We start from the raw sequence: 23,197 nt of genomic DNA on the forward strand, positions 1-23,197 counted from the left end.
CGCTGTTGGAGGGCGGTGCGGCGCTGCCCTGGGTGTTCCTCACCGCGATCAGCGTGCTGGCCGTACCACTCGTGCTCGGACTCGACCGGCGGCCCGCGGCCACGAGCGAGGCCGCACCGGCCGGGGACGCCGCCCCCGTGGAGCAGCTCGACGGCGACCCCGTCGCCGGTCCACGTTTTCCCGGACATTACCGGCGAAACCCCGCTCACCGTCCTCCACCGGCTCCGTGATCTGCCCCACCTCCAGCTCCTGGCCCAGATCTCCGGTGAGGCCCCCCTCTACGTCGTCATCCACGCCCCGTCCGAGGCCGCTACCAGCGAGGCGATCGACCGGCTGTACTCCGTCCCCGGCGTCCGCCGCGTCAACGCCCTGCCGGCCCTCAGCACCCTGCGCCGGGGCATGACCTGGGACCCCCAGTTCCTCACCGACACCGAACGCGCCGATCTCCTGAAGCTCACGTAGGCGCGGAGAGTCGGGTCTGACCAGGTGGAAGACTTCTCGGGCGGCATCGCATTCGCCACGCTGGGTATGGCCTCACCCTCGCGGAACCGGGCGGTGATGTGGGAGTGCTCGGCCACCTTGGGGCAGCTGGCCGCTTGCCGATCAGCTGGCGTGGCGATTGGCTGGCACCGGCCGCTGGGGCGGTCAGAACCGTGAAGGCGCCCGATGAACCCAGGTGCCGTCGGCCGACCAAAGCCGGTGGCGTTCGTCCGTCTTCCACAGCCCGAATCCCTCGGGCAGATCGCGCCGCTGCACGCCGTTCCGCACCCGGGGCTGAATCCCGTCGATCACCTGCCGATGATCCCGCCATCTACCACAACGCCTGTTGCTGACCGGCAGGAACGGCCGCAGCCGGTCCCACTCGGCATCACTCAGATCCCCCCGCCTCATGCCCACATCAACGATCCGGGCCCGAAGTATTCACATGATCGGCCGGACAAGTCCTAGTCGAGATTGAGACCGAACCGTTCCATGATCTTCTCGGCCTCAACGACGCGGTTTGCTTGCATATAGGAGACAGCCAAGTTCTCGTAGGCGTTTATCGTTTGAGGTTCGTCAGCGCCCAGCAACTGCTCGCATTCATAGGCCACTTGCTCTTCCAAGCCGATTGCTTCACCTAGGGCCTGCCGTCAAAGTCCCGTCGTTCGCCCGTAGGGCGGGCCTTGCGGTGTCTGGTGCGTGCGCTCGCAAGGCGGAGGGTCGTCCCGGTACTGGGCGTACCGGGATGATCCCGACAACGCGGATGGGGGTCCCCCCCCCCGCGCCGTTCAGGCGTGGGGGAGTGCGTGCCAGGCGCCGCGAGGCAGGCGGGACTTTGAAGACAGGCCCTACTCCGGTCCGGGCTGCGTCGATGAACTCCTTCGTGAGTTGGCGGAATTGCTTGGACCAACGACGAAATGTGGCTCGCAGGGTGACGAAACGCCGGTCACGGGGTCAGTGGGCCGGGCGACCGGCTCGTGTCGGTGGCTGATCACGCTGGATAGCCGAGGGCCTCACGGTGTAGAAGTTCGTGATTCGTCGTCCTGCCGAACGCGGGGGAGTCTCGCCTGCCTCGGGTGAGCCGAGGCAGGCGGCTCGGCGGGAGGCTATCGCATGCACACGCCGTTGCAGGGCTTCGTCCCCAGGGTGCCGCAGCCCCAACTGTCGTAATTGCAGCTGATCGGGCCGCAGAACATAACGCCGCACCATGAGTCACTCTGGTTGCACTGGCAGTCCGCCCTGCGCACCTCGCTGCCGTCGTCCGGACCGAGGCGGGCGAGGAGGGCAGCGGCCTCGTCGAAGCCGAAGACGCGGCGCGCCTGCTCAGCGAGAGCGTCCAGTTCGGCGCTGCGCCGATCGGGTTCGGCGAAGACCTTGGGAGTCAGCCTCGTCAGCTGCGTCATGACCCGCTCCTGAGCGGGCGACAGCTTCGGACGGGTCGCGCGGTACGTGGCGAAGTGGTCCAGCCATACCTGTGACCGCTCTCCGGGCGTCAGCACCTGGAAGATCGCTCTGCGGTACGCGACCGGGTGCTGGACGATCGCCTCGTAAGAACGTGGCAGCGTGCTCATGTTCTCCCGTACCCAGGAGGCGGCTCTCGCGGGCTCCGATGCCTTGGCGAACGCGGGTGTCTGGCCGACCGTCGACAGGCCGACCGCGGCGACTGTGCCGCCGACGAGATGGAGGAACCTCTTGCGGCTGACCGAGCCTCCGATCCGAGGTGCCTTGTCCGGACCGCCGGTGACCTCCTCGCGCAACTCGCCAAGAGCTTGGAGAACACGCATAGTTGAGCGCAGACCCAGTCGCCGCGCCAATGTCAGAGACAGGGCAGGCCCCGTCCATGCACGCACGTCGTCGCCCCGGACGCGCAGCAACGTCGGCTTCCAAGCGGGTTCGGGCCCCGAGCTCAGCCGACGCCACTCCTGCACTTGGGGGTGGGCCAGCGGCAGTACCTCGAACTTGTCGTCGCTTGCTCTCGCCACGGCAGTCGACACGGCCGAACACGTGCCGCATGTTTCATCGAAAGCTAGGACCCAGCGTTCCGCGGGGTTTTGTTGCGGATAGCTCATGGAACCTCCAGCTGGCTGCGGGATGGTGGAGCGGGCTGGGTGAGGCCGCGAGTCCCTGTCCCCTCACAGTCCTCGCACCCGCGAGAGAGGATGGCAGGTGGCTGTGTGTCCGGCAATGGGCAGGGTTGTCCGGGATAGACCTCGCACGGGTGATCGGCAAAGGACAGGCCGGACACTCGGATCCGATTTCTCACGAGCCAGAGCCCGGTGCGCAGGTACTCCAATCGGTCTACCCAGGTCCCAGGACTTGCGATCACTCGGAGCGCAGTGCTGTTTCAAGGAGTGGTGACCTAATACGGCGGCGCATCTCCGCGAACGCGGAGCAGGCCCGAACACCTTGACCGTGGCTGCGGCGAACATCGGAGCATCTCCGCGGAGACGGAGCAGACCTGAACTTGCGTGGAGTCGACGCCATCCGGAACGGAGGATCCCCGCGTTCGCTGAGCGGACCAGCGCCAACAGCTCGCCAGCGTCTGCCGGATCGGTGGCGTCTCCGCAACCGCGAACCGCGGCACCACAGCAGCCGCGCCCCCGGCGACGCTGACGCTACCTCATCCTGGCATCTCCGCAGATGCGGACGACGCTCGTGCATGGGATGAGCGGCTGGGCTGGGCGTTCGGGCTGATAGCAGATCATCCGGCTACGAGGAGTGCGGCACGCGCTGGCCGTCGTCCTCGACCTGATCGCGTGCGCGGTGGCGGACCGACAGCGCACCCCGCGCTATGGCGACCTGGCGCAACCTCGCGGTCGGCGCCCTGCGACTGAACGGCGCGAAGAACATCGCCTCCGGCCGTCGCCGCAATGCGCGTGACGCCCGCCGACCCCTCACGCTCCTCGGCCTCGCCTGAGCACGAAGCGGACCTCACTCGACTACGCCGAAGCCCTGAGCCTGTCGCAGAATCACTTCAGGCTTTGATCTTGGTCAGGCGGGCTGTCGCGCGAGGTCATCGAGTGGAACGGCGCTTCAGCGTTCGTGAGTTATTTTCCGACGGCTCCCTGGGCCGCTCAGGGGTCGACCCGGGGCCGGCGCATGCGTTCTCGGCGTCCTCTCAGGCCGAGACCGAGAGGTAACGCCGCCTCAGATGGTCGGGGTGTCGTCAACAATCGGCCTGTGAATCTCAACGACCGGCTTCCACCCCGCGGAGAACTCGATGAAGTCCGCACGGGTGGGGTAGGTGTCGACCGCGCGACGGTCACGCTTGGGGCTGTCGCTCCCCTTGCGCCCCCGGGGAATCTGCTCCTCGAAGATGTCGACCTTCACGTCGGGAACCTCCTTGAGGCCCTGGCGCCAGATCTGCACGACGTCGGCGCCGAAGGCCTGCCGGGCCGCAGCGTAAAGGGCCGTGAGGGCCCCCTTGTCCCCACTAGGGACGAAAAGCGCCAGGTCCAGCACGACACCGGCGGACTGGAGGACCTCGATGGTCACCGAGCCGTTCTCGTCTGCCAAGTAGATTCCGGCTTCATTCTCGTCGTCGGGAAGGCAGGAGACCTCTTCCTGGAATACGGTTCTCGCCGTGATCAAGCCGCCCTCGAAATCCTCACCGGACTTGGTCAGAAAAGCAGGGACATAGCAGTCGGGAAGCTTGAGTTCTGCCGTTTCGGCGGAAATGAAGAGCCTGTCTTTCACGCCGAGCTTCGTCACCTCTTCCAGCGAGAGGCGGCGAGCGGCGATCTTCTCCGTGTTCACGATTTCCCTTTCAGGTTGCATTGTCCCTCGAACAATGACGCTACCACGAAACGCTGAGGCCAACCGCCCAGCAATCTTTGGGTAGATGGACTCCGATGACCTGCACGGGAGGGCACCGAAGCGAGTGCCACTCGACGGGGAACACGCATCCGCCAGGTAGTGTCCCCCGTCATGCTGTTGGGGATCAACTGGCGGCTGCATTTCGGTGCGTTGGATAGCGCGGAGGAACCAAAAGAGAGCTTACGGCGGATATCGCCCATATCACCTTCGGGGAGGTGGCGGCGCGGTAAGGCGATCCATTCGTCGCGCATCTCGAAGAGCGCAGCGGAAGCCAACCGGATGGTCCGGCAACGCAACAACGGAGACCCCAACCGGCTACATCTGGATGAAGCGCGAACTGGAAGTCGCGTACTACTGCGCCCTCTTCGGTCACTTCGGCGTAGTCGGCTGACGCTCGGTTGCTGACGCCTCGTCATGTTGAGCGGGGTTCGGTACACAGCAGGCACGGACGTCCGCGATCATGGGGCGCGCCGGCGGGGAAGCCGGTCCCCGTGCTCTCGCCGACACCCACAGAGGCCACGGAGCCCACCACGGGTCACCGGCGCCCTCTGGATCTTCGCACCCCGGACATGCGTTGCCGCACGGCGGCAAACAGGCGCGCTACGCACGTAGCTACCTGAGTGTGCAGTCCCCTCTCGCAGCTCTGCGGTCAGAGGGCATTTCGGGGTTATGACGGCACCAAAAGGCCGCGAAGATTACTGGGGAATCAGGACGTGTTCGGCGGGCAAGGATGTGCTGGTGGTGTCGGCATGGGCCCCCTCCTGGCCAGAGGGCGACGACGTCGTTCTGGCGAGCGGGGCCGCCGAAGGTGCCGACTGCGGCAAGCAGGGGCTGGCGCCATGGGGACTTGGCCTGCCACAACCGTCTATGCCCAGCTCAGCCATTCGCCGGGGCACCCAAGCAGTTCGGCATTCCCCCACGGCCCTCGTCTGCCGCGTAACCTCCCCCGCCCTCTGCTGCACTTCGGCCACCACACCCGCACCGTTACCGCTGCCCTCCCCTACGCCGTCGAGAACGGCGAGCCGGAGCACAGCAAGACCGCGTCGAACACCACGCACCAGGCCCATCCCCGAACGCAGAAACCCCCGCCGGAGTCAGCCGACGGGGGTTCCTCACATCTCACCTGCTATCACACAGCCCCTATGACGGGACTCCTACTTATGTTGACCTGACCAGGTGGAACACCTCACGGGCAGCGTAGCGTTTGAGGCATCGGACAATTTCACGCCGGGTTTTGCCCTGCTTGAGCCGGCGCTCAAAGTGGTCCCGGGTACCGGGTCGACGCGAAGGCGGGTCTGAACGATCCGGTGCAGGGCCGCGTTGGCCTGCCTGTCGCCGCCTCGGTTGAGCCGACGGTACTGCCTCGCACCGGAGGACCGCTCGACGGGGCTGACCCCGCACAACGCGGCAAACGATGCTTCACTGCTCAGACGCTACGGGTTGTCCCCCATCGTGATCAGCAGAGTCACGGCCGTGTCCGGGCCGATGCCAGCCACAGCGAGCAGCTGCGGGACGTGGCGTTCCGCGAGCCGGGCCAAACGGTGGTCCACGTCCTGGATCTGCTCGGTGAGCTGCTCGATCCGGTGGGCCAGCAAGCGCAGCGTGATGCGGGTGGCCTGCAGCACTGTCTCCTCCTTGCCCTCCTCGTTCTTGCTGTCGTCAGCGAAGCGTGCACAGGCACGGAAGAGGTCCGGGTTGTTCAGCCCGGCCAGCTCTTCCCGCAGGGCGGGATAAGCGGTGATGAGGACGGCCTTGAGCTGGTTAATCGCCTGCGTGCGGGCCTTGACTACCGACCCTTTGGCAAGTTTGTACATCCGGGCGATCTGCACGGGTCCGTCGCCTGATTTGGCGCGGGCGCGTGCCCGCCCGCTCAGCACCGCCCGGGCAGCGTTCTGGGCATCGAGGGGGTCCGACTTGCCATGGAAACGACGGTCGGTCCGGTCCGGCCGGTTCACCTCGAACACTTCAACGCCCTGGGCCAGCAAGTACCGGGACAGAGCGGCTCCGAAGGACCCGGTCCCCTCTACTCCCGCCCGCCGCACCGTGCCCAAGGCGCGGACCCACGCCAGTAATCGGCGGTATTCGGCTGCGCTGGCCGGGAACTCTTCAGCGCCGAACACTGCCCCGAGTGGGGAGAGGACGGCACCCACGTGAGTGTCCCGGTGCGTGTCCACCCCCAGAATCACCTCCCCCGTTGGCCGACGTCGGCGGGCTCGCGGGGCAGGAGACTTACTGGACGTGATTCGTCTGGGCATGGCCGTGCGCCTTCCGGTCCGATGGCTCATCGCGTTGCCGGCACCGGGCCGCGTCGGGCGATGAGAATTGTGATGACGCCTGATTGATCGGTAAGCCCCTATCGAGACACCCCTCAAGGCTCCTGTGTCCGCTGCGCGCAAGACCCGCTGCCCCGCCTGCAAAGCTGAGCGGCGGCGTTGTTCCTGAAGGCGCCCAGCACCACCTTGCTATTTGATATGGAGCTGACGGCCGAGGGGCTGTTGTGCCCCCTGTGCCAGCTTCACCTCGCCACAAGCGAGGAGGTGGAGATTGGACTGCCCACGGTTGCCCGGTACACCGCGGATGAGCAGATCAAGGTCGGCCATGAACTGACAACGCCCACCAACGCTGTCACGTACGCCGCGCGTCGTCTGCCAGCAGACAGCTGGTAGCCGATCCAACTGACGTGGGGAACGATCCACGTTCAGCGTCAAAGGACAGTCGCATCCCGTGCGGGCCTGCTCAGCAGCTTCGATGCCGGTACGAAAGAGAGCCAACTTGGTCAGGATTCGTCCTCGGCTCGATGGGCCACCAGCAGCCTGTAGGCATGGGAGGAAGTGCCGCCGTCCAGCGCGACGAAGTACGGCTTCGCGAATCGAATCGGGTTGATGTCGTCGGCCGGTACAAATCCGAGGGCGGTGACCTGGTGCCAGGTCGGTAGCGGCAGCCGCTCCAGGTCCCGGTCCGTCAGCGGCACCACGCCGGCATCCGCGAGCCGCGCGGCCACGGCGGGCCGACCACGAAGGAGGTCGGCTGGCGGCGCGGCCCCGGTCGGAGCCGCTGTGAATGACCTCTGACAGACGATCTTGACCGATTGTCAGGCGACTAGTTCAGATTGCTTCATCCGTTCCGAGCTAGTCGCGACCACTGTTGGTCCCCGAGCTCCGTCGCCGGTTCTTCTTCTCCGCGCGACGCACCACCTCGCTCGCGGCGAGCGTCACGCTCGCCACACCGCGGACCCAACGGGGCCCGCCGCGCTCCGCCCACACCACACATACACACCCGCCGATGGCGAGCACCAAGACCCCGAGCAGCACCAGATTGATCACGATCTCCACCCCTGTATTCGTTCGTACGGTCTTGCCGATCGTCTCAAGCCCAGGCCCCGGGAAGTGTCATCGAGGCCAAGCAGCGCCTCGTCGAAGCGCCCTACCCGACCTGGACGATCATCGGGGTCAGCGGCCTCGCCAGCCCGGGGCTCCTCGTCGAGGTCCGCGCGACCGCCGCGTATCCCGACGCATCCCGGTAGACCGCCGCTCCTGGGCCCGCTCCCGGCCCAGGAGCCCGTCATGGCGGACGTGGAGTCCGTCATGAAGACCGCTCGACGTCCCGGCCCGCCAGGTCTTCGCGACGTGGCAGAGAGCGCTGTCACGACAGACCACGCGCGGGCCGTCCTCGCCCATGTGGCCGACCACACCCCGCTGCCCGGCCCGGAAGCGCGACTGCTGATGCTGACTCTGCACACCGCGCACACCGGTACCGCCAACCCCCTCGGGCAGGACCTCACCGCGCTGGGCTTGACCGACCCGGAGCGCCTGGTCGAGCAGCTGACCGGCTGCGGAGCGGCTGGTTGGGCCTGCCGGGCACCGCCGGCGATCTGTTTGCCTCCCGGCCGGAGAACCCCACCCCGGGGTGCGGTGATCAGAACAGCAGGCAGAGGGGGCTCCCGTGGAAGCACAGAAAAACGGTCCCTTCCCCGTAAAGGGAAGGGACCGTTGTCAGAGCGCCCGGCAGGCCTTGCACCTGCATCTCCCACCGGCTGGTGGACGTCTTTCCTTGGACCACAGACGCGCGATTCCGGCCCGAGGGCCGAAGTTCCTTCATGATCATACTGTATCGGTGCGCGGGCGGCGAAATCCGTCGCGGTCCGCGCAGGCCAGGTCAGAGGCTTGCTGTTTATGACGGTCGGCCATAAACAGCAGAGGAACCCGGAGTGCTCTCCCCCAGGCGGAGGCAGCCGGCCACGGCAACCGACTTACAACTGCCGGTTGCCCGTCGGTAGCGCAGGCGCGGCGCTGAGCACAGCGGCGGCCAATGCGCTTCGGATGCGACGCGCCGGACGTGTGATGGTGTGAGTCAAAAGTCTCCCTTGGTTGGGATGCTCTGGCGAGCTGTTCGGGCTTCGCCGGTCCCGGGCGGCGAAGCGGCCCGGGACCGGGGGATCAGGTGGCCTTGCGGCCGAAGCCGGCCCAGGCGGAGGTGCCGGGCTGGACGGAGTGCGTCTCGTCGGCGACGACGAGGTCGGCGGGGCGGGTGCCGTGCCGACGGTGCTGGACGATGGACATCAAGTCGTCCTCGGCGAACCGCCCCGCGGTCGCCGCGAGACCGAGGCCGAGGTCGACTTCGGCAGGCCCGATCAGAGCGGCGAGCTCGACGGCGACGGCCATCTTCACCCGGATCCGGGTGGTGCCCGCTGCGCCGGCCTCGATCAACCAGGACTTCGCCCCGGGCCCGAGCCCGAGGAAGGCTTCCTCGGCGTCGCTGGCGGGCTTGGGTTTGGGCCGGCGCGGAGAGCCGTCCGTCTCCTGTGCAGGGTTCGGATAGTGCGCCAGGTCGATGACGGGGCGTCCGGGCAGGGACAGTGGGTGCCGGGCGACTTCCGTCAGCCCGGCCGGGCCCCTGCATCCACTCCGGGCGGTGCGCGAGCCGGGACAGGTCCACCACGATGACAGGTTCCTCGCCGTCCGCTCGGACCCAGGCTTCCTGGCCGACCAAGCCTGGCGGGGTCGAGTAGCGGACCGAGCCGAAACGGACGGTCTGGTCCCGCAGCACCTGGTGGGACTCGCCGAGCGCGAGGGTGTGAGGGGGCTCCGGTAGCGGGTGCAGGCGGGTGCGTTCGACATCCAGAGCCGAGGCCGGAGTCTTGCCCGTCTCACGGCGTACGCGGGTGTTGACCTGCTGACAGAAGATCACGCAGGGCCCCGCGGAGTTCGGCGAAGCTGCCGTACTTCTCCCGCAGGTTCGCGGTGGTGGGAATCAGATCCGCCTTGGCGGTGCGGACGGTGGCCTCCGAGCCGCCCGTGAGGGGAACGAGGACCTCGAACGCGTTCCCGGGTGGCTGGGCACGAGCTCGCGGACAAGCCGGCCGCGCACGCCAACCTCGCCCGCCCGTTCCTGCACTGGTTCCTGCTCCGGAGAGCACGTCAGCGGGCCGCCACCCGTCGCCATCCTGCCTCCGCCGACCGTGACCTGCGGCGCCGCGTGAGGGTCGCCTGGACTTCATGGCCTGGACGGATCAACGCGGACTGGCCCTCGCCGACCTCGCGCAGGAGCGACATCGACGACTGGATCGCCGCGGCTGTTCGGCCTGTCCACTGAACGTCTTTGCCACCTGACGCCTGGACACCTCCAGTTCGGTGACAAGCAGGCCCCCTGGTCCTGGGCCGCCACCCCGTCCTGCTGCCTCCACGGCTCGCCGAACTCCTTCGGCAACTTGCCGAACAGTCGCAACTGCGGCCGCAGCTCTCGCTAGCCCCCCGGGTCCCCAGTGGCTCTTCCCGGGCATGGTCCCGGGCAAGCCGATCTCGACGCACGGCATGACCCAGAAACTCAACCGGCACGGCATCCCGGTTCGCCCCGCGCGCAACGGGGCGCTGGCCGCCCTCGCTGCTGATCTCCCCAGCCCAATCCTCGCCGACGTGACCGGGATGCACCGCCACACCGCGCTCCGCTGGGTCGCCTACGCCCGACGCGACTGGGCCGTACCTCGCAGCCCGGGCAGCAGATGCCTCGGCCCCAAGGCGGCTGCCCAAATGATGTTGCGTCTGTCCGGGGTGTCGTCGAGCCTCTTACGCCGGAGGTGGTCACAGTGACCGACATCAGGATCTCCCTGTCCGTGCGCGATCTCACCCACGAGGACCTGCCCTCGTGCGACTGGTCGGGCTCCGCCATGCACGTGAGGCAGATCGCCGAGCAGTTGCGCCGGGCCGAGCGCGGCGAGGTCGACTACCTGGCTGTTTGTGGGCCCGCAGACGTGCCGGTGGCGATCGGCGGCGTCGACTACGTGCTCAAGAGTGGTGCTGGCACGCTCTGGCAGCTCGGTGTCCATCCTGCGCTTCAGTCGTGCGGCGTCGGCACCCTGCTGATCAGCTCCGCAGAGGCTCGGATCACAGCCCGTGGTCTGGCGGTGGCCGAACTGGGCGTGGAGGAGAGCAACCCCAGAGCCCGAGTCCTCTACGAGCGATTGGGCTACCGGCCCTACGGCCGTGAGCTGGACTCCTGGGACGTGGAGACCGAAAAGGGCTCGGTCAAACGGTACGAAACCATGTGCACGTTGATGCGCAAGGACCTGACATAGCCAGGGTCGCCAGCGAACGGAGCGAACATCGGGCGCCGCAGCAGCGAAGCAACGGCACGGAAGACGGGGAATAGTGCACGGTCGGAATAGCCCCCTCCCGCCAGTAGTCCGGGAGTTCGCCCGCGACTGCGCATTCACAGGGAAGTCATGAACGACCCCGCCGAACCGCGGTTGCGGCACGCCCTTGAACACGCTGGCACTCCCCTACGGCCGGGCACCGACCAGGCTGTCGTGCACGCCTTCGAGCGGATCAGTGACCGGCAACCCCGAACACACCAGTGGCACCCTGACTGTCTCCACGCTGTGCACGGAAGCAGGTATCTCGCGCGCCACGCACTGCCGCTCACCCCTGGCGAAGATCATCACCGGCTCCAGGTGGCACTGCCCGGCAGGTCGAACGCTCAGCTCGACGCACCCTCCAGAGGGAAGTGGTCTCGGTAGTACTGCGAGTGCGGTCAGGTCCATGCTCTCGCAGCATTCGACGGTGGAGACGGCGCGCCGAAAGGGTTTGTCACGAGGTCGGACGTCGACGATGATCGCTTCATGACGACCAGAAAGGGCCATGCCGTCTAGGCGCTTCGCTCCGCTCTCCGCCGCTCGCGCGCCGCCGACCGCCGCTCACCGCAGCGCCCGATTGCCGTGACCGTCCACCCAGGAGAGCCCGCCCGTGCGGAAGACCGCCCTCATTCCCTGCGCCCACCTCCCCCGAGCGCACCACGACCGCCACGTCCTGACCAGTACCGTCGACGTCTTCGGCGCCGCCCACTGGCTGCTTGCCGAACGTGCTCCGCAGCCTGGCGGTGATGTCCTGCCCTTTGACGCCCTGGTCGTCTCCGTCCATCCGGGCGGCAACGTCGAACTCACCGAGCTGAGCTGCGTGCGGGCTCGCTGGCCGCACCTGGGCCGCCTGCCCGACGGCGGGTTCGTCGTCGCCGCGTCTCGCGCCTGCCGGTACGAGCACGCGAACCAGGTCCAGGTCTTCGGCGCGCAAGGCCGCGAGACCTCGTCCTTCTCCGTCGGGGACGCCATCGAGCACCTGCTCGTGGACGAGGCCGGCCATATCTGGGTCGGGCACTTCGACGAGAACCCGGTCGGCATCCGCCGCTGGAGCGCCACGGGCCGGCTCGCCTGGACGTCAGACGGCGCCCACATCCCCGGTCTCTTCGACTGCTACGCCCTGAACGTGTCGGGCACCGCCGCCTGGGCGTGCCCGTACACGGACTTCCCGCTCGTCGAGATACGCCCCAACCGCCCCGACCGGCCCGTGACGGTGTGGGCGAACCGCATACGGGGCGCCCATGCGGTGGCCGTCCACGGCGATCGGGTGGCCTTCTACGGCGGCTACGGCGAGGAGCGGGACCGACTCGCCCACGGAACGCTGACCGAAACGTCCGTCGAGCCAACGGACGTCGGCCTGCTCACCCTGCCCGAGAGCCCTGCCCCCGGCCGCCGTCGGGTCGTCGGTCGAGGAAGCAGGATCTACGTCCAGGCCGAGCCGTACACCGCGTGGGGCGTGTTCGACCTCAGCAGCTGATACCCAGCACTGAGAGGACCACTTCGCCCCGGTCGCCGGCCATCCGACGGCCAGTTGCGCAAGGAGCTCGCCGCGGCGCGTGCCAGCGAGGGGCAGACGGTGTGCGACCGGTTACTAGAACTCGTAGACGAGCAGGTGCCCGGCGCTCTTCTGCTGTCTGATCCCTTCACGCCGGGGCGGACCCCACGGGTCGAGGCGCGCTGAAGGGTCGGCAGGGCTGGGGTCGTGCGCCCGGCGCCGAGGATCGTACGGAATCCAGGAATCCCGGTCCACTATGCCGGCGGGCCTCACGAATGCCCCAATTACGCAGCGTGGAACTCGGATCCGACCAGGTGGGAGACTTCTCGGGAGGCGCTTTCGCCAAGCCGATGATGGCCTCGCCGAGGGTCGGCGTGTGGGGCAAGGGCGGCGAAGGTGCATGCGGCCACTGGTTCGGGGGATCGCGCAAGCGCTCGTCCCGGTGCGAACATTCAGCTGGCTCAAGCCACTTCGCGGGTCCGATGCCAGACCGGACGAGGTTGAACACTTCTCAGGCGGCGTAGCGTTTGAGACAGCGGATGATCTCGCGCCGAGTCTTGCCCTCCGCGATGCGCCGCTCGTAGTAGTTGCGGGTACGTGCATCAAACCGGAGCCGTGACTGCACGATCCGATACAGGGCGGCATTGCATCCTGGACAACTACGTCACCCATGGGACGCCCCCCATCAAGAAGTGGCCGCTGTCGCATCCTCCACTTCCACCTGCACCGCACACCCACGGGCGCGTCATGGCTGAACCTGGTGGAGCGGTGGTACACCGAACTCACGCAGAAGAAACGCAAGCGCGGCGTCCACCGTTCCGTCCATGCCCTCGAACGCGGCATCCGCACCTGGCTCGCCGACTGGAACGAACCCCCGAGGCCCTTCGCCTGGACGAAGACCTCCGACGAGATCCTCGACAAAGTCGCCGCATGTTGCCGAGGAATCTCCGAATCAGGTCACCAGGGGCGCCCCGGCGCCGCCTGGGGAAAGCACTTGGTGAAGTACACGGCGTGCTGGCTGCGCAGCTGCACCCGAGCCCAGGAACCGTCGGTGAAGCCGAATTCGAAGGTGTCGGCGTCGATGTCGGTACGGTGCCGGACCCAGGCCACCTCGCCGGCCGCCACGCTCCAGCCCGGCTCGACCGCGCCCAGCTCGCCGCGGCGACGGCCCCGCTGGACGTAGCTGACGTGCAGATGGCGGTCGGTGAGCTGGAGCACCGGCAGCGCGTCCGTGGTCGGAACGCGCGGCCACAGGGCGGTGGCGAGCCCGCCGCCCAGGCTTCCCCAGCCGCCCTTGAGGGCCTTGCCCTTCGGGCGCCGCCCCCCGAAGAGCTCGGGGCCCGTCACGAGGATCGCGTCGAGCCGCCAGAAGATCCACCAGAAGGCCCGCTTGGTGCCTTCCCAGCGGTCGCCTGGGAGACGGTGGCCGACCAGGACGCGGGGGCGGTTCCACCGCCACGGGGTGGGCAACTTGCGCCCGGGAAAGGCGACTTCGGCCTGTACGAGCCGCTCCCCGGTCGGCAGCGCCTGCGTCGCGCGCTCCCTTGCCTCCTTGTACGGGACCTTCCCCCAGGCGACCCGAAGACTCATCCGAAGACCTCGCGAACGGGCTTGGACCGCGCCGCGCCGTCGGCCAGGCGGTCGGTGAAGCGCTGGGAATCGGGTCGGTCGGCGTACTGCTTCTGCTGCTCGGTCGGCGGCTTCTCCTTCGGGGCCTCCGAGCCGACCGGGGTCTGATGCTCGACGTCCCAGCGCTTGTCGCCGATGCGGACCTCTTTGAGGCCGGTGGCGTCATGGAGCTCGCGCTCAGCCTTGTTGCCCGCTTCAGCGACCGTCTCGCGGATGTTGGCGGTCTTCTCGGAGACATATTCGCCGACGTCGACGCCGGTGTGGTGCTCGATGACGCTGTTCGCCAGCGGCGCCGCATCGATGGCGGCACCGGCCGCCTTGGCGCCCACCACCTTGTTGCCGATCCGCTTGAGGTTCTTGTTGAGCTTCTTGCGGGCGTTCTTGTTGCGCCACAGAGCTTTGGCCTTGATGCGCGCCCGCCGCAGCTTCTGCAGCGCCCGCATCCGGTCGGCGAGATCCTTGAGCTTGTCCGCCAGCTTCGCGGTGATCCGTACGGCCTTCATCGCGCGGTGCGCCGCACCCGCGGCGCCGATGAGCGGGCCGATCGCGGCGCCGACACCGGCGGTCAGGATCGCCACGATCGCCGCGGTCGCCGCCGCCACCAGCAGCGCCTCGACGACCTCGGTGATCAGCACGACCATCGTTTCCTCGGCCTCGGCGCACGACTCAGCGGCCATTTCGAGGAGTTCGGCGACCGTGATCATGTCCTCGGCCTCGCCCCGGAGGGCCTTTTCGAACTCGGACATGGTGCCGCCGAAAGCTTCGGACGCCTCGCCGGTCCACGTACGCTGCAACGCCCGTCGCTCGGCCTGCAGATCGTCGACGACGCCCTGCATGTCACGGGCCGCGGCCCGCCACTCACGGGCGGTTTCGAGCAGCTTCTCATTGTCGCCGCTGACTTTTTCCAGGTACTCGTCGAGGCCCAGTTCCTTGATGGCCCCGCGGATGACGGAGTCGAGCGCACCCGCCAGCGGGTTGCTCCAGTCCACGTCGAATCCGATCCGTTCCAGCGCCTGGCTCATGCCTGACCCCCGCCGAGAGCGTGGACCTGGTCGTCCTCGTTGTTGTCGTACGTATCGGCCGTGAGCCGCACGCCGTCGGCGATACCGCTCAGCGATTGCTTGACGTCATGGAGGTCGTCCACCGCCTCCTCGGACTGCTTGTCGTAGTCCGCCTTGAGACTGTCGGACTCCGACAGCTGGCCGAACACGCCGCTGGAAAGCTTCAGTCCGTTGATCCGGGTCCGGATCTTCTCCACCTGGTCCGCGGCGTGATCCGCCGCGTTCGCATAGCGCCGTAGAGCCGAGCTCTCTACGTCGTAGCCCGTGCCGCCCATATGCCTGTCCTCCCCGTGGCTTACACCCGCTGCAACCCAAGCCTTTACAGAAACCGGGTGAATGCTTTGCCTGCACTGTACCCAGGCAAGTCCCTCTGGCCCCTACGGGGGTGCAGCAGGCACAACTTCCCATGGCGGAGCAATGTAAAGGTAAGTGAATCCCCATTAACCTCTATGGCCGCCTCGCTAGTGACCCGAGTCAGAGATTCGGTGGGAGTAGGCAGCGACATGCCGAGGGTCTCGTCGGCTGTTTTCTGCGGTGGTGGTTGCAGGTGCGGCGGAAGTCGCTCAGGGCTGCGGCCCGGGTATGTGTTGCCCCAGCGCGCCACGCCCACGGAATGTCGGGGCGCGCTGTCCTATGCCTGGTGCGGGGTGGCATGGAGGGAGGCGAGGAGGCCCAGGGACCGGGCTCTGGGGCTGTCCGGTTCGGCGTGGTGGATGACGAGCTGCTGGCCTGGCGTGTCGCGTCCGTCGAAGGCTTGGGAGGTGAGGGTGAGGGTCAGGGCGCCGGGTGGAAGAGGTGCTTGGCATCCTGGGTCTTGCCGCGCACGGTGGGCGTTCCAGAAGCGGGTGCACTCCGCGCTGTGCTCGGCGAGGGTACGGATCAGTGCGCACAGCCGCCGGTGGTTCGGGCCGAAGCCGCCGCGTGGCGCAGGTTGGCGACGGTGGCCTGGGCCGCCCGGCCCTGGTCCCGGTCCTGGTCCTGGTCCTGGTCCAGAGAAGTGCGCGCCTGCAGGATCGAAAAACGTGATGCGCGCCAAGATGTCCGCCGGGTCGAATGGTGAGTAGAGGGCGTCGGCCGGGCTGTTGGCGGCGAGGACGTCCAGGGGCCGGTTGAGGGGCCGTTCGCCCGCGAAGGGCGGCGTTGGCCTGCCGGTCGCCGCCGCGGTTGAGGCGACGGTACTGCCGAGTGCCCGAGGAGCGTTCTACGGGGCCGACCCCGCACGGCGCGGCGAAGGACGCCTCACTGTGCAGACATTCCGGGTTGCCCCCATCGTGATCAGCAAAGTGACGGCCGTGTCCGGGCCGATGCCCACCACAGTGAGCAGCTGCGGGGCATAGCGTTCCACGAGCCGGGCCAGGCGGGCCTTCCAAGTCCTGGATCTCCTGATCCACGCCGTACGCACAGTGTTCCCCGTCCCCGCGGATTCCCGCAGGCCTGTGGACAACTCCCGCGGCTCCCGCCCCGCGGGCGCGGAAGAAGAGGGGCACGCCGAACCGCCTGGATCGACAGCCGGTTGGGCGCCTCTCCCGGCCGGGCTCCCGAGCACGCCCTCCCATCCCCCTACCGACGGCAGTTCACCCTGCCAGGTGCAGGCGACGGTGGCCGTCACGGCATGTCGTGGCCGTCCGGCCACAACGCCGCCCCGGTCGGCAGGAGGCTCGGCTCGGGAGGAGCCGTGATCCGGATATCGGCAAGAGCCCTCGCCACGGCGGGAGCGGGGCCATGATGACCGGCATGCCTGATGCTCTCGTTGTGTGCGCACTCGCCTGCACCGGGCTCCATGCCGGCTACCTGCTCGCCTTCCAGTCGGGGGGCATGCCCGCCTTCCGCACGCTGCCGGACGATCGCTTCACCGAGACGATGCGCGAGGTGAACCGCAAGGTGCCCGGACCGCTGTTCCTGCTTTCTCGGATCGGTCGGTCTGCCAACGGCCTCCTGGTTCGTCGTCGCGGGCTGCGCGGCGGTCGGTCACCTGGTGACCGCCGCGGGCAACGTCCCGCTGAACAGCGCACTGGAGGCGGCCCGCGACCGCGGCGGCCAGCAAGGCGGCCCGGCAGGCGTTCGAGGGCCGCTGGAACGCCCTGCACGCCGTACGGACGCTGCTCGCCGTCGTCGCCTTCGTCCTGATGTCAGCCTCCACCCTCTGACTCGTCGTCCGGTCCCGCCCCCGAGGCCGGACGACCAGTTCTGGCCCGGACGACCAGTTCTGGCCCGGACCGACGGTTCTGGGCCCGGCTTACGCCATCGGCTCCGAGGTGAGACGGATGCGTATGTATCTGAGTCTCTTTCTGGTGTTGCGTCCAGACTCCGCAGACTTCAATGCATGCATGACCACTCACGAGCAGACCGCCCCCCTTCTCGTCATCGGCGGCACGGGCAAGACCGGGCGACGCGTCGCCGAGCGGCTGACGGGCCTCGGCCGCTCCGTCCGCATCGGATCGCGCTCCGCCGAGATCCCGTTCGTTTGGGAGGACAAGGGGACCTGGGCCGCCGCCCTGGACGGCGTAGACGCGGCCTATGTCGCCTACTACCCCGACCTCGCCTTCCCTGGGGCCCAGGAGACGATCGAGGAGTTCGCCGCCTTCGCCGTCGCCCGCGGCGTCCGGCGTCTCGTGCTGCTGTCCGGCCGCGGGGAGGAGGGCGCCGTCGCCAGCGAGGAGGCCCTCAAGGCCGCCGGCGGCGACTGGACGATCGTGCGGGCCAACTGGTTCAACCAGAACTTCAGCGAGAGCTTCTTCCTGGACCCCGTACGCGCCGGTGAGCTGGCACTGCCCACCGGCGACGCCGTCGAGCCGTTCGTGGACGCCGACGACATCGCCGATGTGGCCGTCGCCGCCCTCACCGACGGCCGGCACATCGGGAAGACCTACGAGCTCTCCGGCCCCCGGCTGCTGAGCTTCCACGACGTGGCCCGGGAACTGTCCGCGGCCACCGGCCGGACCCTCACCTACGTCCCCGTCACCATCGACGACTACCGTGCGGCGCTACGGGAGTTGGGCGAGCCGGAGGAGTTCGCCGATCTGTTCACGCTCATCGTGGACGGACGCAACGCCAGCGTGGTGCACGGCGTGCGCGAGGCGCTGGGGCGCGAGCCCAAGGACTTCTCCCAGTATGCCAAGGAGGCCGCGGCCTCCGGGGCCTGGGACGCCTGAGACCGGCCGCCGGTCCGCCCCGCCGGCCCGAGTACGCGGGGCCGCGGGCGGACCAGCCGTTCGGCGACCTGGCACGACACCGATCCGGCCGGCACCCGGGGGCGTCCGGCGAACCGGAAGAAGAGGGGCCATGGACGGGGCATTGTGGGACGGGCGCGGGGCGGAGGCGTTACCCCGCTACCTGAGAGGATTCGCGCAGACTCATCTAGCGCTGCGGAGGGACTCGCGGCGCCTGCGGTCGGCTGCTGCGCTGCTCACGCCGGCCGGCATGCCGGCGGCGGCCGACTGGTGGCGGCAACTGCGCGGGATCATCGAATGGCACCACCGTACCGAGGACGACATCCTCTGGCCCGGCCTGATGCCGCACTTGCCCGAAGTCACCGCGGCCGCCCATCGCCTGATCGAGGACCATGTCGCCCTCGACGAGATGATGTTGCGGGTGACCGAGGCAATGGACAGCGGTCTGGCGGACCGACTGGCCGGGGCGGCGGCCGACTTCGACGAGATCATGCACAGGCACCTCCTGGAGGAGGAGGCGGTCTCCTTCCCCGTCTTCGACAAGGTGCCGGGACCGGTGTTCACCGCCCTGGAGCGCAGCGTCCTGGCCGCGGCGCCGCTGCGCGTCAAGCGGGTGCTGCCGCCCTGGCTGCTGGACGGGCTCCCCGCCCCGGCGGGCGTCATGCCCGCGCCGGTGCGCTTGCTCGGCCGCGCTGTGCTGGAGAACGGCTACCGCCGTTCGGTCGCGGCGATCCTGGAGCCACGGTGAACTCCGCGCCGGGCGGGGGCGGCCGTCCGCCGGCACGCGCAGCCGACCGGCGGAGCACCATGCCGCCGCAGAAGGACCCGGCCGGCACCGGAGCCGCTCCCCGCGCCCGGCTTGAGCCCGTACTGCTCGCGGCGACATCGGGCACCGCCGCGATGGCGTGCCTCTACCTGGCGTTCGACGTCGGCGTCATGCCAGTCCTGGCCTGCCGCGGGGACGCCCACTTAGTCTCCGCGATGCGGCGTATGAACGCCCGGCTGGACGACAACGCCCCGTTCGGCGCGTTCTTCCTCGGAGTGTTCGTCGCCGGCGGGCTGGCCGCCCGTCGGCTGCGCCGGGCAGGGGAGGAGGGCCCGGCGCAACAGGTGCGTGCCGCGACGGCGCTGTACGGCGTCAGCATGGTGGTCACCGCGGCGGTGAACCTCCCGCTCAACCGCCGGCTGGCCGGAGCGCCGACCGTGGATCCCGTCGGTCTGCACCAGGCCCGCCGTGCGTACGAGCGCCCGTGGCGCACCGCCAACGCGGTCCGCACCGGGCTGACCCTGTGCGCCCTGGCGCTGCTGCGCCGTACTGTGCGCCCACCAGAACAACGGCCCGGCGCGAGGCGCCGGTCGGGCCCCATACCGGACAGGGAATGGGGCCCGCGTGACGGGGGCCGCCTGTGGGGAGGTCTGCTCCTGAGTCACCGGGCCCGCCCCCAGGACGAGGACAGGGAGAGGTGAAAGCCGTGGACACACTCAGCGGCCTGCTGCAGAGCCCGAAGGCGCGCGGCGCGTTCCTGCTGAAGTCGGTGTTCAACCCCCCGTGGGGCCTGCGCATCGAGGACCGCGCGCCGCTGTCGCTGGTGACGATGCTGCACGGGTCAGCCTGGGTGCTGCGGGACGGCGGGGAGCCGGCGCACCTCGCCCCCGGGGACGTCGCGGTGCTGCGCGGCCCCGAGGCGTACACCCTCACCGACGACCCGGATTCGCCACCCGGCATCGTCGTCGGGCCCGAGCAGAGGTGCAGCACCTCCTCCGGCGAGGACGTCACCGATGACATGGCGCTCGGCGTACGGACCTGGGGTGAGGCACAGCGCACCGGGTCCACCGTGATGCTCAGCGGCACCTACCAGGCGCCCGGCGAGCTGGGGCGGCGCCTGCTGTCGAGCCTGCCCGCCCTGCTGGTGCAGCCGGCCTCCGCCGCCCGCACCCCGCTGATCGCCATGCTCGCCGGTGAGGTGGACAAGGAAGAGATCGGCCAGGAGGTGGTGCTGGACCGGCTGCTGGACCTGCTGCTGATCAACGTGGTGCGGTCCTGGCTGGTGGAGCCCGGCGCCGGTGCGCCCCCGTGGGTGCGGGCGCAGAGCGATCCGGTGGTCGGCTGGGCGCTGCGGTTGCTGCACGAGCGGCCCAGTGAGCCGTGGACGGTGGCCTCGCTGGCCTCCGCCGTCGGTGTCTCCCGTGCCGGACTGGCCCGGCACTTCACCGAGCAGGTCGACGAGCCGCCGATGTCCTACCTGACCGGGTGGCGGCTCACGCTCGCCGCGGACCTGCTGCGCGACCCGGACCTGACGGTCGCCACGGTCGCGCACCGGGTGGGCTACTCCGGCGCATTCGCGCTGAGCGCCGCGTTCAAGCGGGAACGGGGCGTGAGCCCCCAGGAGTTCCGCAAGGGCCTGCGCTCGGCCGAGCCTGTGCCCGGCAGCCCTGCCACGGGTACCGTCGTCCTGGAGCGCTGAACCGGGCGCGCAGCGGTCACCCGTGGCCGGTGACGGCCGCGAGAAGCAGTCCCGAACCGGCGGCCCAGCGGCCGGAGTAGCGCGCGCCGGCCTCGTTCGACGCCGCGGGCCGCGCCCGCGCGCGCAGGGAGCCCGTCACCAGCTCGTCGTCGGCAGCCGGGCCGCTCGGTGACGGGGCCGGGGCGAGCATGACCTCGACGTCGGCGCAGCCGATCCATCGGCCGCTGACCGGGTGCCAGGCCTTGTAGACGGCCTCCTTGGCGCTGAACAGCAATCGGTCCCACGGAACGCCGGGTGAGTGTGCCGCCAGCTGTGTCAGGGATCGGCGCTCGGCCGGCGAGGCGACCAGACCGAGCACGCCGTGCGGCAGGGGGAGGGCGGGCTCGGCGTCGATGCCGAGCGCTTCCACGGCCGTGCCGGGCGCGGCGACCGCGCCTCGGTAGCCGTCGCAGTGGGTGATGCTGCCGATCAGCCCGGCGGGCCATGCCGGGGCGCCGGACGGGGTGCGCAACAGCGGTCCCGCGGGCGCCCCCAGGGCGTCCAAAGCTTCGCGCGCACGCCCGTGCGGCGGCGAACTGCCGCACGACGCGCTCCGGGCGGCCGCGGACCAAGGCCATCTCTCGGTGGTCCGGCACACCGGGGAGCGCGTCGTCGAAGGCTTCGGACCAGGCGACCCCGGCCGGCAGCAGTCGCTCGCTCACGCCGCGGCCGGTCGGGGCGGCGGGGGCGTCGTCCTCATCGCGGCTCCAGCGCCTCCCCCGTGTCCGGCGGGAGCCGGCCGGCGAGCCGGCCCCCGGCCTGTCGCGTGACCTCCTCGATCGCGCGGGAGACCGGCCTCGGGTGTTCCAGTGGCAGGAGATGTCCGGCGCCGGGCAGCGAGGTGAAGCGGGCGCGGGGAAAGGCATCGGCCGTCTCACGGCCCAGTCGGGGAGCGATGATCTTGTCGGCACCGCCCGCCAGGACCTCCACCGGTACGCGCACCGCGGCCAGGGCCTCGCGCAGGTCCATCCCCCGTGACGAGCGGAAGCACTCCGCGCGGACCTCGGGGCGGATCGCGGCGAACAGCTCCCGGTTGACCTCGCGCAGCCGGGGATGCAGCGCCTTCCCGGTCATCTGGCGCAGTAGCAGCCGCCCCGGCCCGCCCCTGCGCAGCGTGCGGGAGAACAGCGGCGCGCCCATCATCCGCGCCTCCTTCTCCGACGTTTCCTGGCCGTGCGCGGCCGTGGCGACCAGCACGAGGCCCACCGGACAAGCACCGGGGTCGTCCGCGACTGCCTGGGCCAGCGCGGCGAAGCCGCCGCCGGAGTGGCCCGCCACCACGGCCGCACCGCCCGCGTACCGGAGGACGGTTGCCAGGTCGGCGCGCATCGCCTCCGCGGTGATGCCGTCGTCGCCGACAGTCGAGGCGCCGTGGCCGCGCAGGTCGTAGGAGAGGACCGTGTGGCCCGAACGGATCAGGCCGTCCGCCACGCTGCCCCACACACGGCGGCTCCCGCCCCAGCCGTGGGCGAGCACGACGGGCGGCCCGACTGCCGCAGGCCCTTTCAGCGGTGTCAGGCACGAGACCGCCAGTCGTGCGCCGTCGTCGCCGCGCAGGTATGTCTCACCCGCCGTGGGCGCGGTCACCGAGTCCTCCGGCAGCCGCTCGCCGCCGGCGTCGGTCTCCACCGCTCGCCCGCCGACAGCGGGGCGCGGGGAGGTGGACAGCCGGGCGTTCAGGCGGGCGAAGGCCGCACGGGTGGCGCGGCTGTGCTGCGCGCCGACGTCCACCAGCCGGGCGAGGAGCGCGCTGCTCGCCGCCGCAGGGCTGAGCGGCTGCGGACTGACCAGCGGCAGCCCGCTGGCCGACTCGGTGCAGCCCGGCTCCATCGGGAAGGGGCGACCGTTGGAGGGCGCCCAACTGACCGTGACCTCAAAGGAGTTCACCGAGCAGATCATCCTGGGCCAGATCATGGGACTACCGGCTGCGCACACTCTCCGACGTGGCACGTCTGGCGAAGAAGGACCCGGGCGCGGCGACGCTCTGCGGCGGAAGCGAGTTCTCGGTGCCCGAGGACGGCCTGCCGGGCGTGGCGAAGACGTACGGATTCGCCCTCCGGCGCGGGAACTTCAAAAAGATGGACGACGGCGTCGTCTACACCCAGGTCGCCGAGGGCGCGGCCTGCGCCCTCGGCGTGGCGGCCACCACCGACGGCCGTATTCCCGAACTCAAGCTGAAGGTGCTGGAGGACGACCGGCACTTCTTCCCCAACTACAACGCGGCACCCGAGATGAACAGCGCCACAATGAGGAAGTACCCCGCCATCGCCGGCCTCCTCGCCCCGGTCACCAAGCGGCTGACGGGGGCGGAGGCCCAGTGGCTGAACGCGCGGGTGGACGTGGACGGGGAGGACCCGCACGAGGTGGCGAAGGACTGGCTGGTGCGGGAGGGCTTCATCCGGGAAGGCTGACAG

22 protein-coding genes and 8 pseudogenes are annotated in these 23,197 nt (G+C 69.4%); 12 read left to right on the forward strand and 18 right to left on the reverse strand.

Annotated elements, in window-relative coordinates:
• Window positions 1–230, forward strand: a pseudogene (locus tag ACF088_RS40830) (hypothetical protein); the annotation flags it as partial.
• Window positions 163–456, forward strand: a pseudogene (locus ACF088_RS40835) (Lrp/AsnC ligand binding domain-containing protein); the annotation flags it as partial. The pseudogenes ACF088_RS40830 and ACF088_RS40835, both read left to right, overlap by 68 nt.
• Before the next feature lie 216 nt (window positions 457–672).
• On the opposite strand, the pseudogene ACF088_RS40840 reads toward ACF088_RS40835, so the two are convergent.
• From ACF088_RS40840 to ACF088_RS40850, 3 genes and pseudogenes are all read right to left on the reverse strand, one after another.
• A pseudogene (locus ACF088_RS40840) lies at window positions 673–891 on the reverse strand (transposase); the annotation flags it as partial.
• Between the two features lie 53 nt (window positions 892–944).
• On the reverse strand, window positions 945–1,103 hold the full coding sequence (locus tag ACF088_RS40845; protein WP_392381064.1) for a hypothetical protein: 159 nt from the start codon (window positions 1,101–1,103) through the stop codon (window positions 945–947).
• A 483-nt stretch (window positions 1,104–1,586) separates the two neighbouring features.
• Entirely contained in the window at window positions 1,587–2,264 is a 678-nt protein-coding gene (locus ACF088_RS40850) for a bacteriocin fulvocin C-related protein (RefSeq protein ID WP_392381065.1), read from the reverse strand.
• A 1,007-nt stretch (window positions 2,265–3,271) separates the two neighbouring features.
• Between ACF088_RS40850 and ACF088_RS40855 the strand changes: the two genes are divergently transcribed.
• Window positions 3,272–3,397, forward strand: coding sequence for a hypothetical protein (locus ACF088_RS40855; protein WP_258572997.1), 126 nt, complete (start codon window positions 3,272–3,274; stop codon window positions 3,395–3,397).
• A gap of 230 nt (window positions 3,398–3,627) precedes the next feature.
• On the opposite strand, the gene ACF088_RS40860 is transcribed toward ACF088_RS40855, so the two are convergent.
• The 5 genes from ACF088_RS40860 to ACF088_RS40880 all read right to left on the reverse strand — a co-directional run bounded on the left by ACF088_RS40860 (window position 3,628) and on the right by ACF088_RS40880 (window position 7,619).
• The gene (locus ACF088_RS40860; RefSeq protein WP_030992798.1) at window positions 3,628–4,236 is read right to left on the reverse strand and encodes a hypothetical protein; all 609 of its coding nucleotides are present in this window, start codon (window positions 4,234–4,236) and stop codon (window positions 3,628–3,630) included.
• A gap of 1,214 nt (window positions 4,237–5,450) precedes the next feature.
• Window positions 5,451–5,699 (reverse strand): transposase, encoded by a 249-nt coding sequence (locus ACF088_RS40865; RefSeq protein ID WP_392381066.1) that lies wholly within the window; start codon window positions 5,697–5,699, stop codon window positions 5,451–5,453.
• Window positions 5,700–5,729: 30 nt separating this feature from the next.
• Entirely contained in the window at window positions 5,730–6,416 is a 687-nt protein-coding gene (locus ACF088_RS40870; RefSeq protein ID WP_392381067.1) for a transposase, read from the reverse strand.
• Between the two features lie 656 nt (window positions 6,417–7,072).
• Window positions 7,073–7,297: a Ku protein gene (locus ACF088_RS40875; protein WP_392381068.1), complete on the reverse strand. Its 225-nt coding sequence runs from the start codon at window positions 7,295–7,297 to the stop codon at window positions 7,073–7,075.
• A 127-nt stretch (window positions 7,298–7,424) separates the two neighbouring features.
• A complete protein-coding gene (locus tag ACF088_RS40880; RefSeq protein ID WP_392381080.1) occupies window positions 7,425–7,619 on the reverse strand; it encodes a hypothetical protein in 195 nt (64 codons plus the stop codon).
• 327 nt (window positions 7,620–7,946) lie between these two features.
• On the opposite strand from ACF088_RS40880, the pseudogene ACF088_RS40885 reads away from it, so the two are divergent.
• A pseudogene (locus ACF088_RS40885) lies at window positions 7,947–8,200 on the forward strand (hypothetical protein); the annotation flags it as partial.
• 532 nt (window positions 8,201–8,732) lie between these two features.
• Here the strand turns inward: ACF088_RS40885 and ACF088_RS40890 are convergent.
• Together ACF088_RS40890 and ACF088_RS40895 are read right to left on the reverse strand one after the other, a co-directional pair.
• Window positions 8,733–9,002, reverse strand: coding sequence for a hypothetical protein (locus ACF088_RS40890; protein ID WP_392381081.1), 270 nt, complete (start codon window positions 9,000–9,002; stop codon window positions 8,733–8,735).
• A gap of 283 nt (window positions 9,003–9,285) precedes the next feature.
• Window positions 9,286–9,483, reverse strand: a pseudogene (locus ACF088_RS40895) (IS21 family transposase); the annotation flags it as partial.
• A gap of 141 nt (window positions 9,484–9,624) precedes the next feature.
• Here ACF088_RS40895 and ACF088_RS40900 point away from each other — a divergent pair.
• From ACF088_RS40900 to ACF088_RS40910, 3 genes are all read left to right on the forward strand, one after another.
• Entirely contained in the window at window positions 9,625–9,888 is a 264-nt protein-coding gene (locus ACF088_RS40900) for a hypothetical protein (RefSeq protein WP_392381069.1), read from the forward strand.
• Between the two features lie 490 nt (window positions 9,889–10,378).
• A complete protein-coding gene (locus tag ACF088_RS40905) occupies window positions 10,379–10,867 on the forward strand; it encodes a GNAT family N-acetyltransferase (RefSeq protein WP_392381070.1) in 489 nt (162 codons plus the stop codon).
• A 667-nt stretch (window positions 10,868–11,534) separates the two neighbouring features.
• Complete coding sequence (locus ACF088_RS40910; RefSeq protein WP_392381071.1) at window positions 11,535–12,401, forward strand: hypothetical protein; 867 nt, start codon at window positions 11,535–11,537, stop codon at window positions 12,399–12,401.
• Window positions 12,402–12,930: 529 nt separating this feature from the next.
• Here the strand turns inward: ACF088_RS40910 and ACF088_RS40915 are convergent.
• From ACF088_RS40915 to ACF088_RS40940, 6 genes and pseudogenes are all read right to left on the reverse strand, one after another.
• Window positions 12,931–13,065: pseudogene (locus tag ACF088_RS40915) on the reverse strand (IS110 family transposase); the annotation flags it as partial.
• A 311-nt stretch (window positions 13,066–13,376) separates the two neighbouring features.
• On the reverse strand, window positions 13,377–14,009 hold the full coding sequence (locus tag ACF088_RS40920) for a hypothetical protein (protein ID WP_176960242.1): 633 nt from the start codon (window positions 14,007–14,009) through the stop codon (window positions 13,377–13,379).
• Window positions 14,006–15,070, reverse strand: coding sequence for a WXG100 family type VII secretion target (locus tag ACF088_RS40925; protein ID WP_392381072.1), 1,065 nt, complete (start codon window positions 15,068–15,070; stop codon window positions 14,006–14,008). The genes ACF088_RS40920 and ACF088_RS40925 overlap by 4 nt, the downstream gene beginning before the upstream one ends.
• On the reverse strand, window positions 15,067–15,384 hold the full coding sequence (locus ACF088_RS40930; protein ID WP_361135872.1) for a hypothetical protein: 318 nt from the start codon (window positions 15,382–15,384) through the stop codon (window positions 15,067–15,069). The genes ACF088_RS40925 and ACF088_RS40930 overlap by 4 nt, the downstream gene beginning before the upstream one ends.
• A 356-nt stretch (window positions 15,385–15,740) precedes the next feature.
• On the reverse strand, window positions 15,741–16,145 hold the full coding sequence (locus ACF088_RS40935; protein ID WP_392381073.1) for a hypothetical protein: 405 nt from the start codon (window positions 16,143–16,145) through the stop codon (window positions 15,741–15,743).
• Window positions 16,146–16,239: 94 nt separating this feature from the next.
• Window positions 16,240–16,457 (reverse strand): annotated as a pseudogene (locus ACF088_RS40940) (transposase); the annotation flags it as partial.
• A gap of 979 nt (window positions 16,458–17,436) precedes the next feature.
• Here ACF088_RS40940 and ACF088_RS40945 point away from each other — a divergent pair.
• The 4 genes from ACF088_RS40945 to ACF088_RS40960 all read left to right on the forward strand — a co-directional run bounded on the left by ACF088_RS40945 (window position 17,437) and on the right by ACF088_RS40960 (window position 20,744).
• The gene (locus ACF088_RS40945) at window positions 17,437–18,261 is read left to right on the forward strand and encodes an NmrA family NAD(P)-binding protein (RefSeq protein WP_392381074.1); all 825 of its coding nucleotides are present in this window, start codon (window positions 17,437–17,439) and stop codon (window positions 18,259–18,261) included.
• 130 nt (window positions 18,262–18,391) lie between these two features.
• Window positions 18,392–19,027: a hemerythrin domain-containing protein gene (locus tag ACF088_RS40950; protein WP_392381075.1), complete on the forward strand. Its 636-nt coding sequence runs from the start codon at window positions 18,392–18,394 to the stop codon at window positions 19,025–19,027.
• Between the two features lie 59 nt (window positions 19,028–19,086).
• Window positions 19,087–19,746, forward strand: coding sequence for a DUF1772 domain-containing protein (locus ACF088_RS40955; protein WP_392381076.1), 660 nt, complete (start codon window positions 19,087–19,089; stop codon window positions 19,744–19,746).
• Window positions 19,747–19,751: 5 nt separating this feature from the next.
• Window positions 19,752–20,744, forward strand: a complete 993-nt coding sequence (locus ACF088_RS40960) for an AraC family transcriptional regulator (RefSeq protein WP_392381077.1) — start codon at window positions 19,752–19,754, stop codon at window positions 20,742–20,744.
• A 16-nt stretch (window positions 20,745–20,760) separates the two neighbouring features.
• On the opposite strand, the gene ACF088_RS40965 is transcribed toward ACF088_RS40960, so the two are convergent.
• Window positions 20,761–21,255, reverse strand: coding sequence for a 4'-phosphopantetheinyl transferase (locus ACF088_RS40965; RefSeq protein ID WP_392381078.1), 495 nt, complete (start codon window positions 21,253–21,255; stop codon window positions 20,761–20,763).
• A gap of 224 nt (window positions 21,256–21,479) precedes the next feature.
• Window positions 21,480–22,613 carry an alpha/beta fold hydrolase gene (locus ACF088_RS40970; protein ID WP_392381079.1) on the reverse strand — a complete coding sequence of 378 codons (1,134 nt, stop codon included), beginning with the start codon at window positions 22,611–22,613 and terminating at the stop codon, window positions 21,480–21,482.
• Here ACF088_RS40970 and ACF088_RS40975 point away from each other — a divergent pair.
• A pseudogene (locus ACF088_RS40975) lies at window positions 22,534–23,194 on the forward strand (glycine betaine ABC transporter substrate-binding protein). The gene ACF088_RS40970 and the pseudogene ACF088_RS40975 sit on opposite strands and share 80 nt — an antisense overlap.
• The last annotated feature ends 3 nt before the right edge of the window (window positions 23,195–23,197 follow it).

Origin of the sequence: Streptomyces sp. NPDC015125 (assembly GCF_043080045.1) — a bacterium.
Classification (GTDB): domain Bacteria; phylum Actinomycetota; class Actinomycetes; order Streptomycetales; family Streptomycetaceae; genus Streptomyces.

Excerpts from the sequence above, each read along its gene's own strand:
- ACF088_RS40850 (WP_392381065.1), bottom strand. The coding sequence starts at position 2,264 with ATGCGTGTTCTCCAAGCTCTTGGCGAGTTGCGCGAGGAGGTCACCGGC.
- ACF088_RS40855 (WP_258572997.1), top strand. The coding sequence starts at position 3,272 with ATGGCGACCTGGCGCAACCTCGCGGTCGGCGCCCTGCGACTGAACGGC.
- ACF088_RS40920 (WP_176960242.1), bottom strand. The coding sequence starts at position 14,009 with ATGAGTCTTCGGGTCGCCTGGGGGAAGGTCCCGTACAAGGAGGCAAGG.
- ACF088_RS40925 (WP_392381072.1), bottom strand. The coding sequence starts at position 15,070 with ATGAGCCAGGCGCTGGAACGGATCGGATTCGACGTGGACTGGAGCAAC.
- ACF088_RS40930 (WP_361135872.1), bottom strand. The coding sequence starts at position 15,384 with ATGGGCGGCACGGGCTACGACGTAGAGAGCTCGGCTCTACGGCGCTAT.
- ACF088_RS40945 (WP_392381074.1), top strand. The coding sequence starts at position 17,437 with ATGACCACTCACGAGCAGACCGCCCCCCTTCTCGTCATCGGCGGCACG.
- ACF088_RS40950 (WP_392381075.1), top strand. The coding sequence starts at position 18,392 with ATGGACGGGGCATTGTGGGACGGGCGCGGGGCGGAGGCGTTACCCCGC.
- ACF088_RS40955 (WP_392381076.1), top strand. The coding sequence starts at position 19,087 with ATGCCGCCGCAGAAGGACCCGGCCGGCACCGGAGCCGCTCCCCGCGCC.
- ACF088_RS40970 (WP_392381079.1), bottom strand. The coding sequence starts at position 22,613 with ATGGAGCCGGGCTGCACCGAGTCGGCCAGCGGGCTGCCGCTGGTCAGT.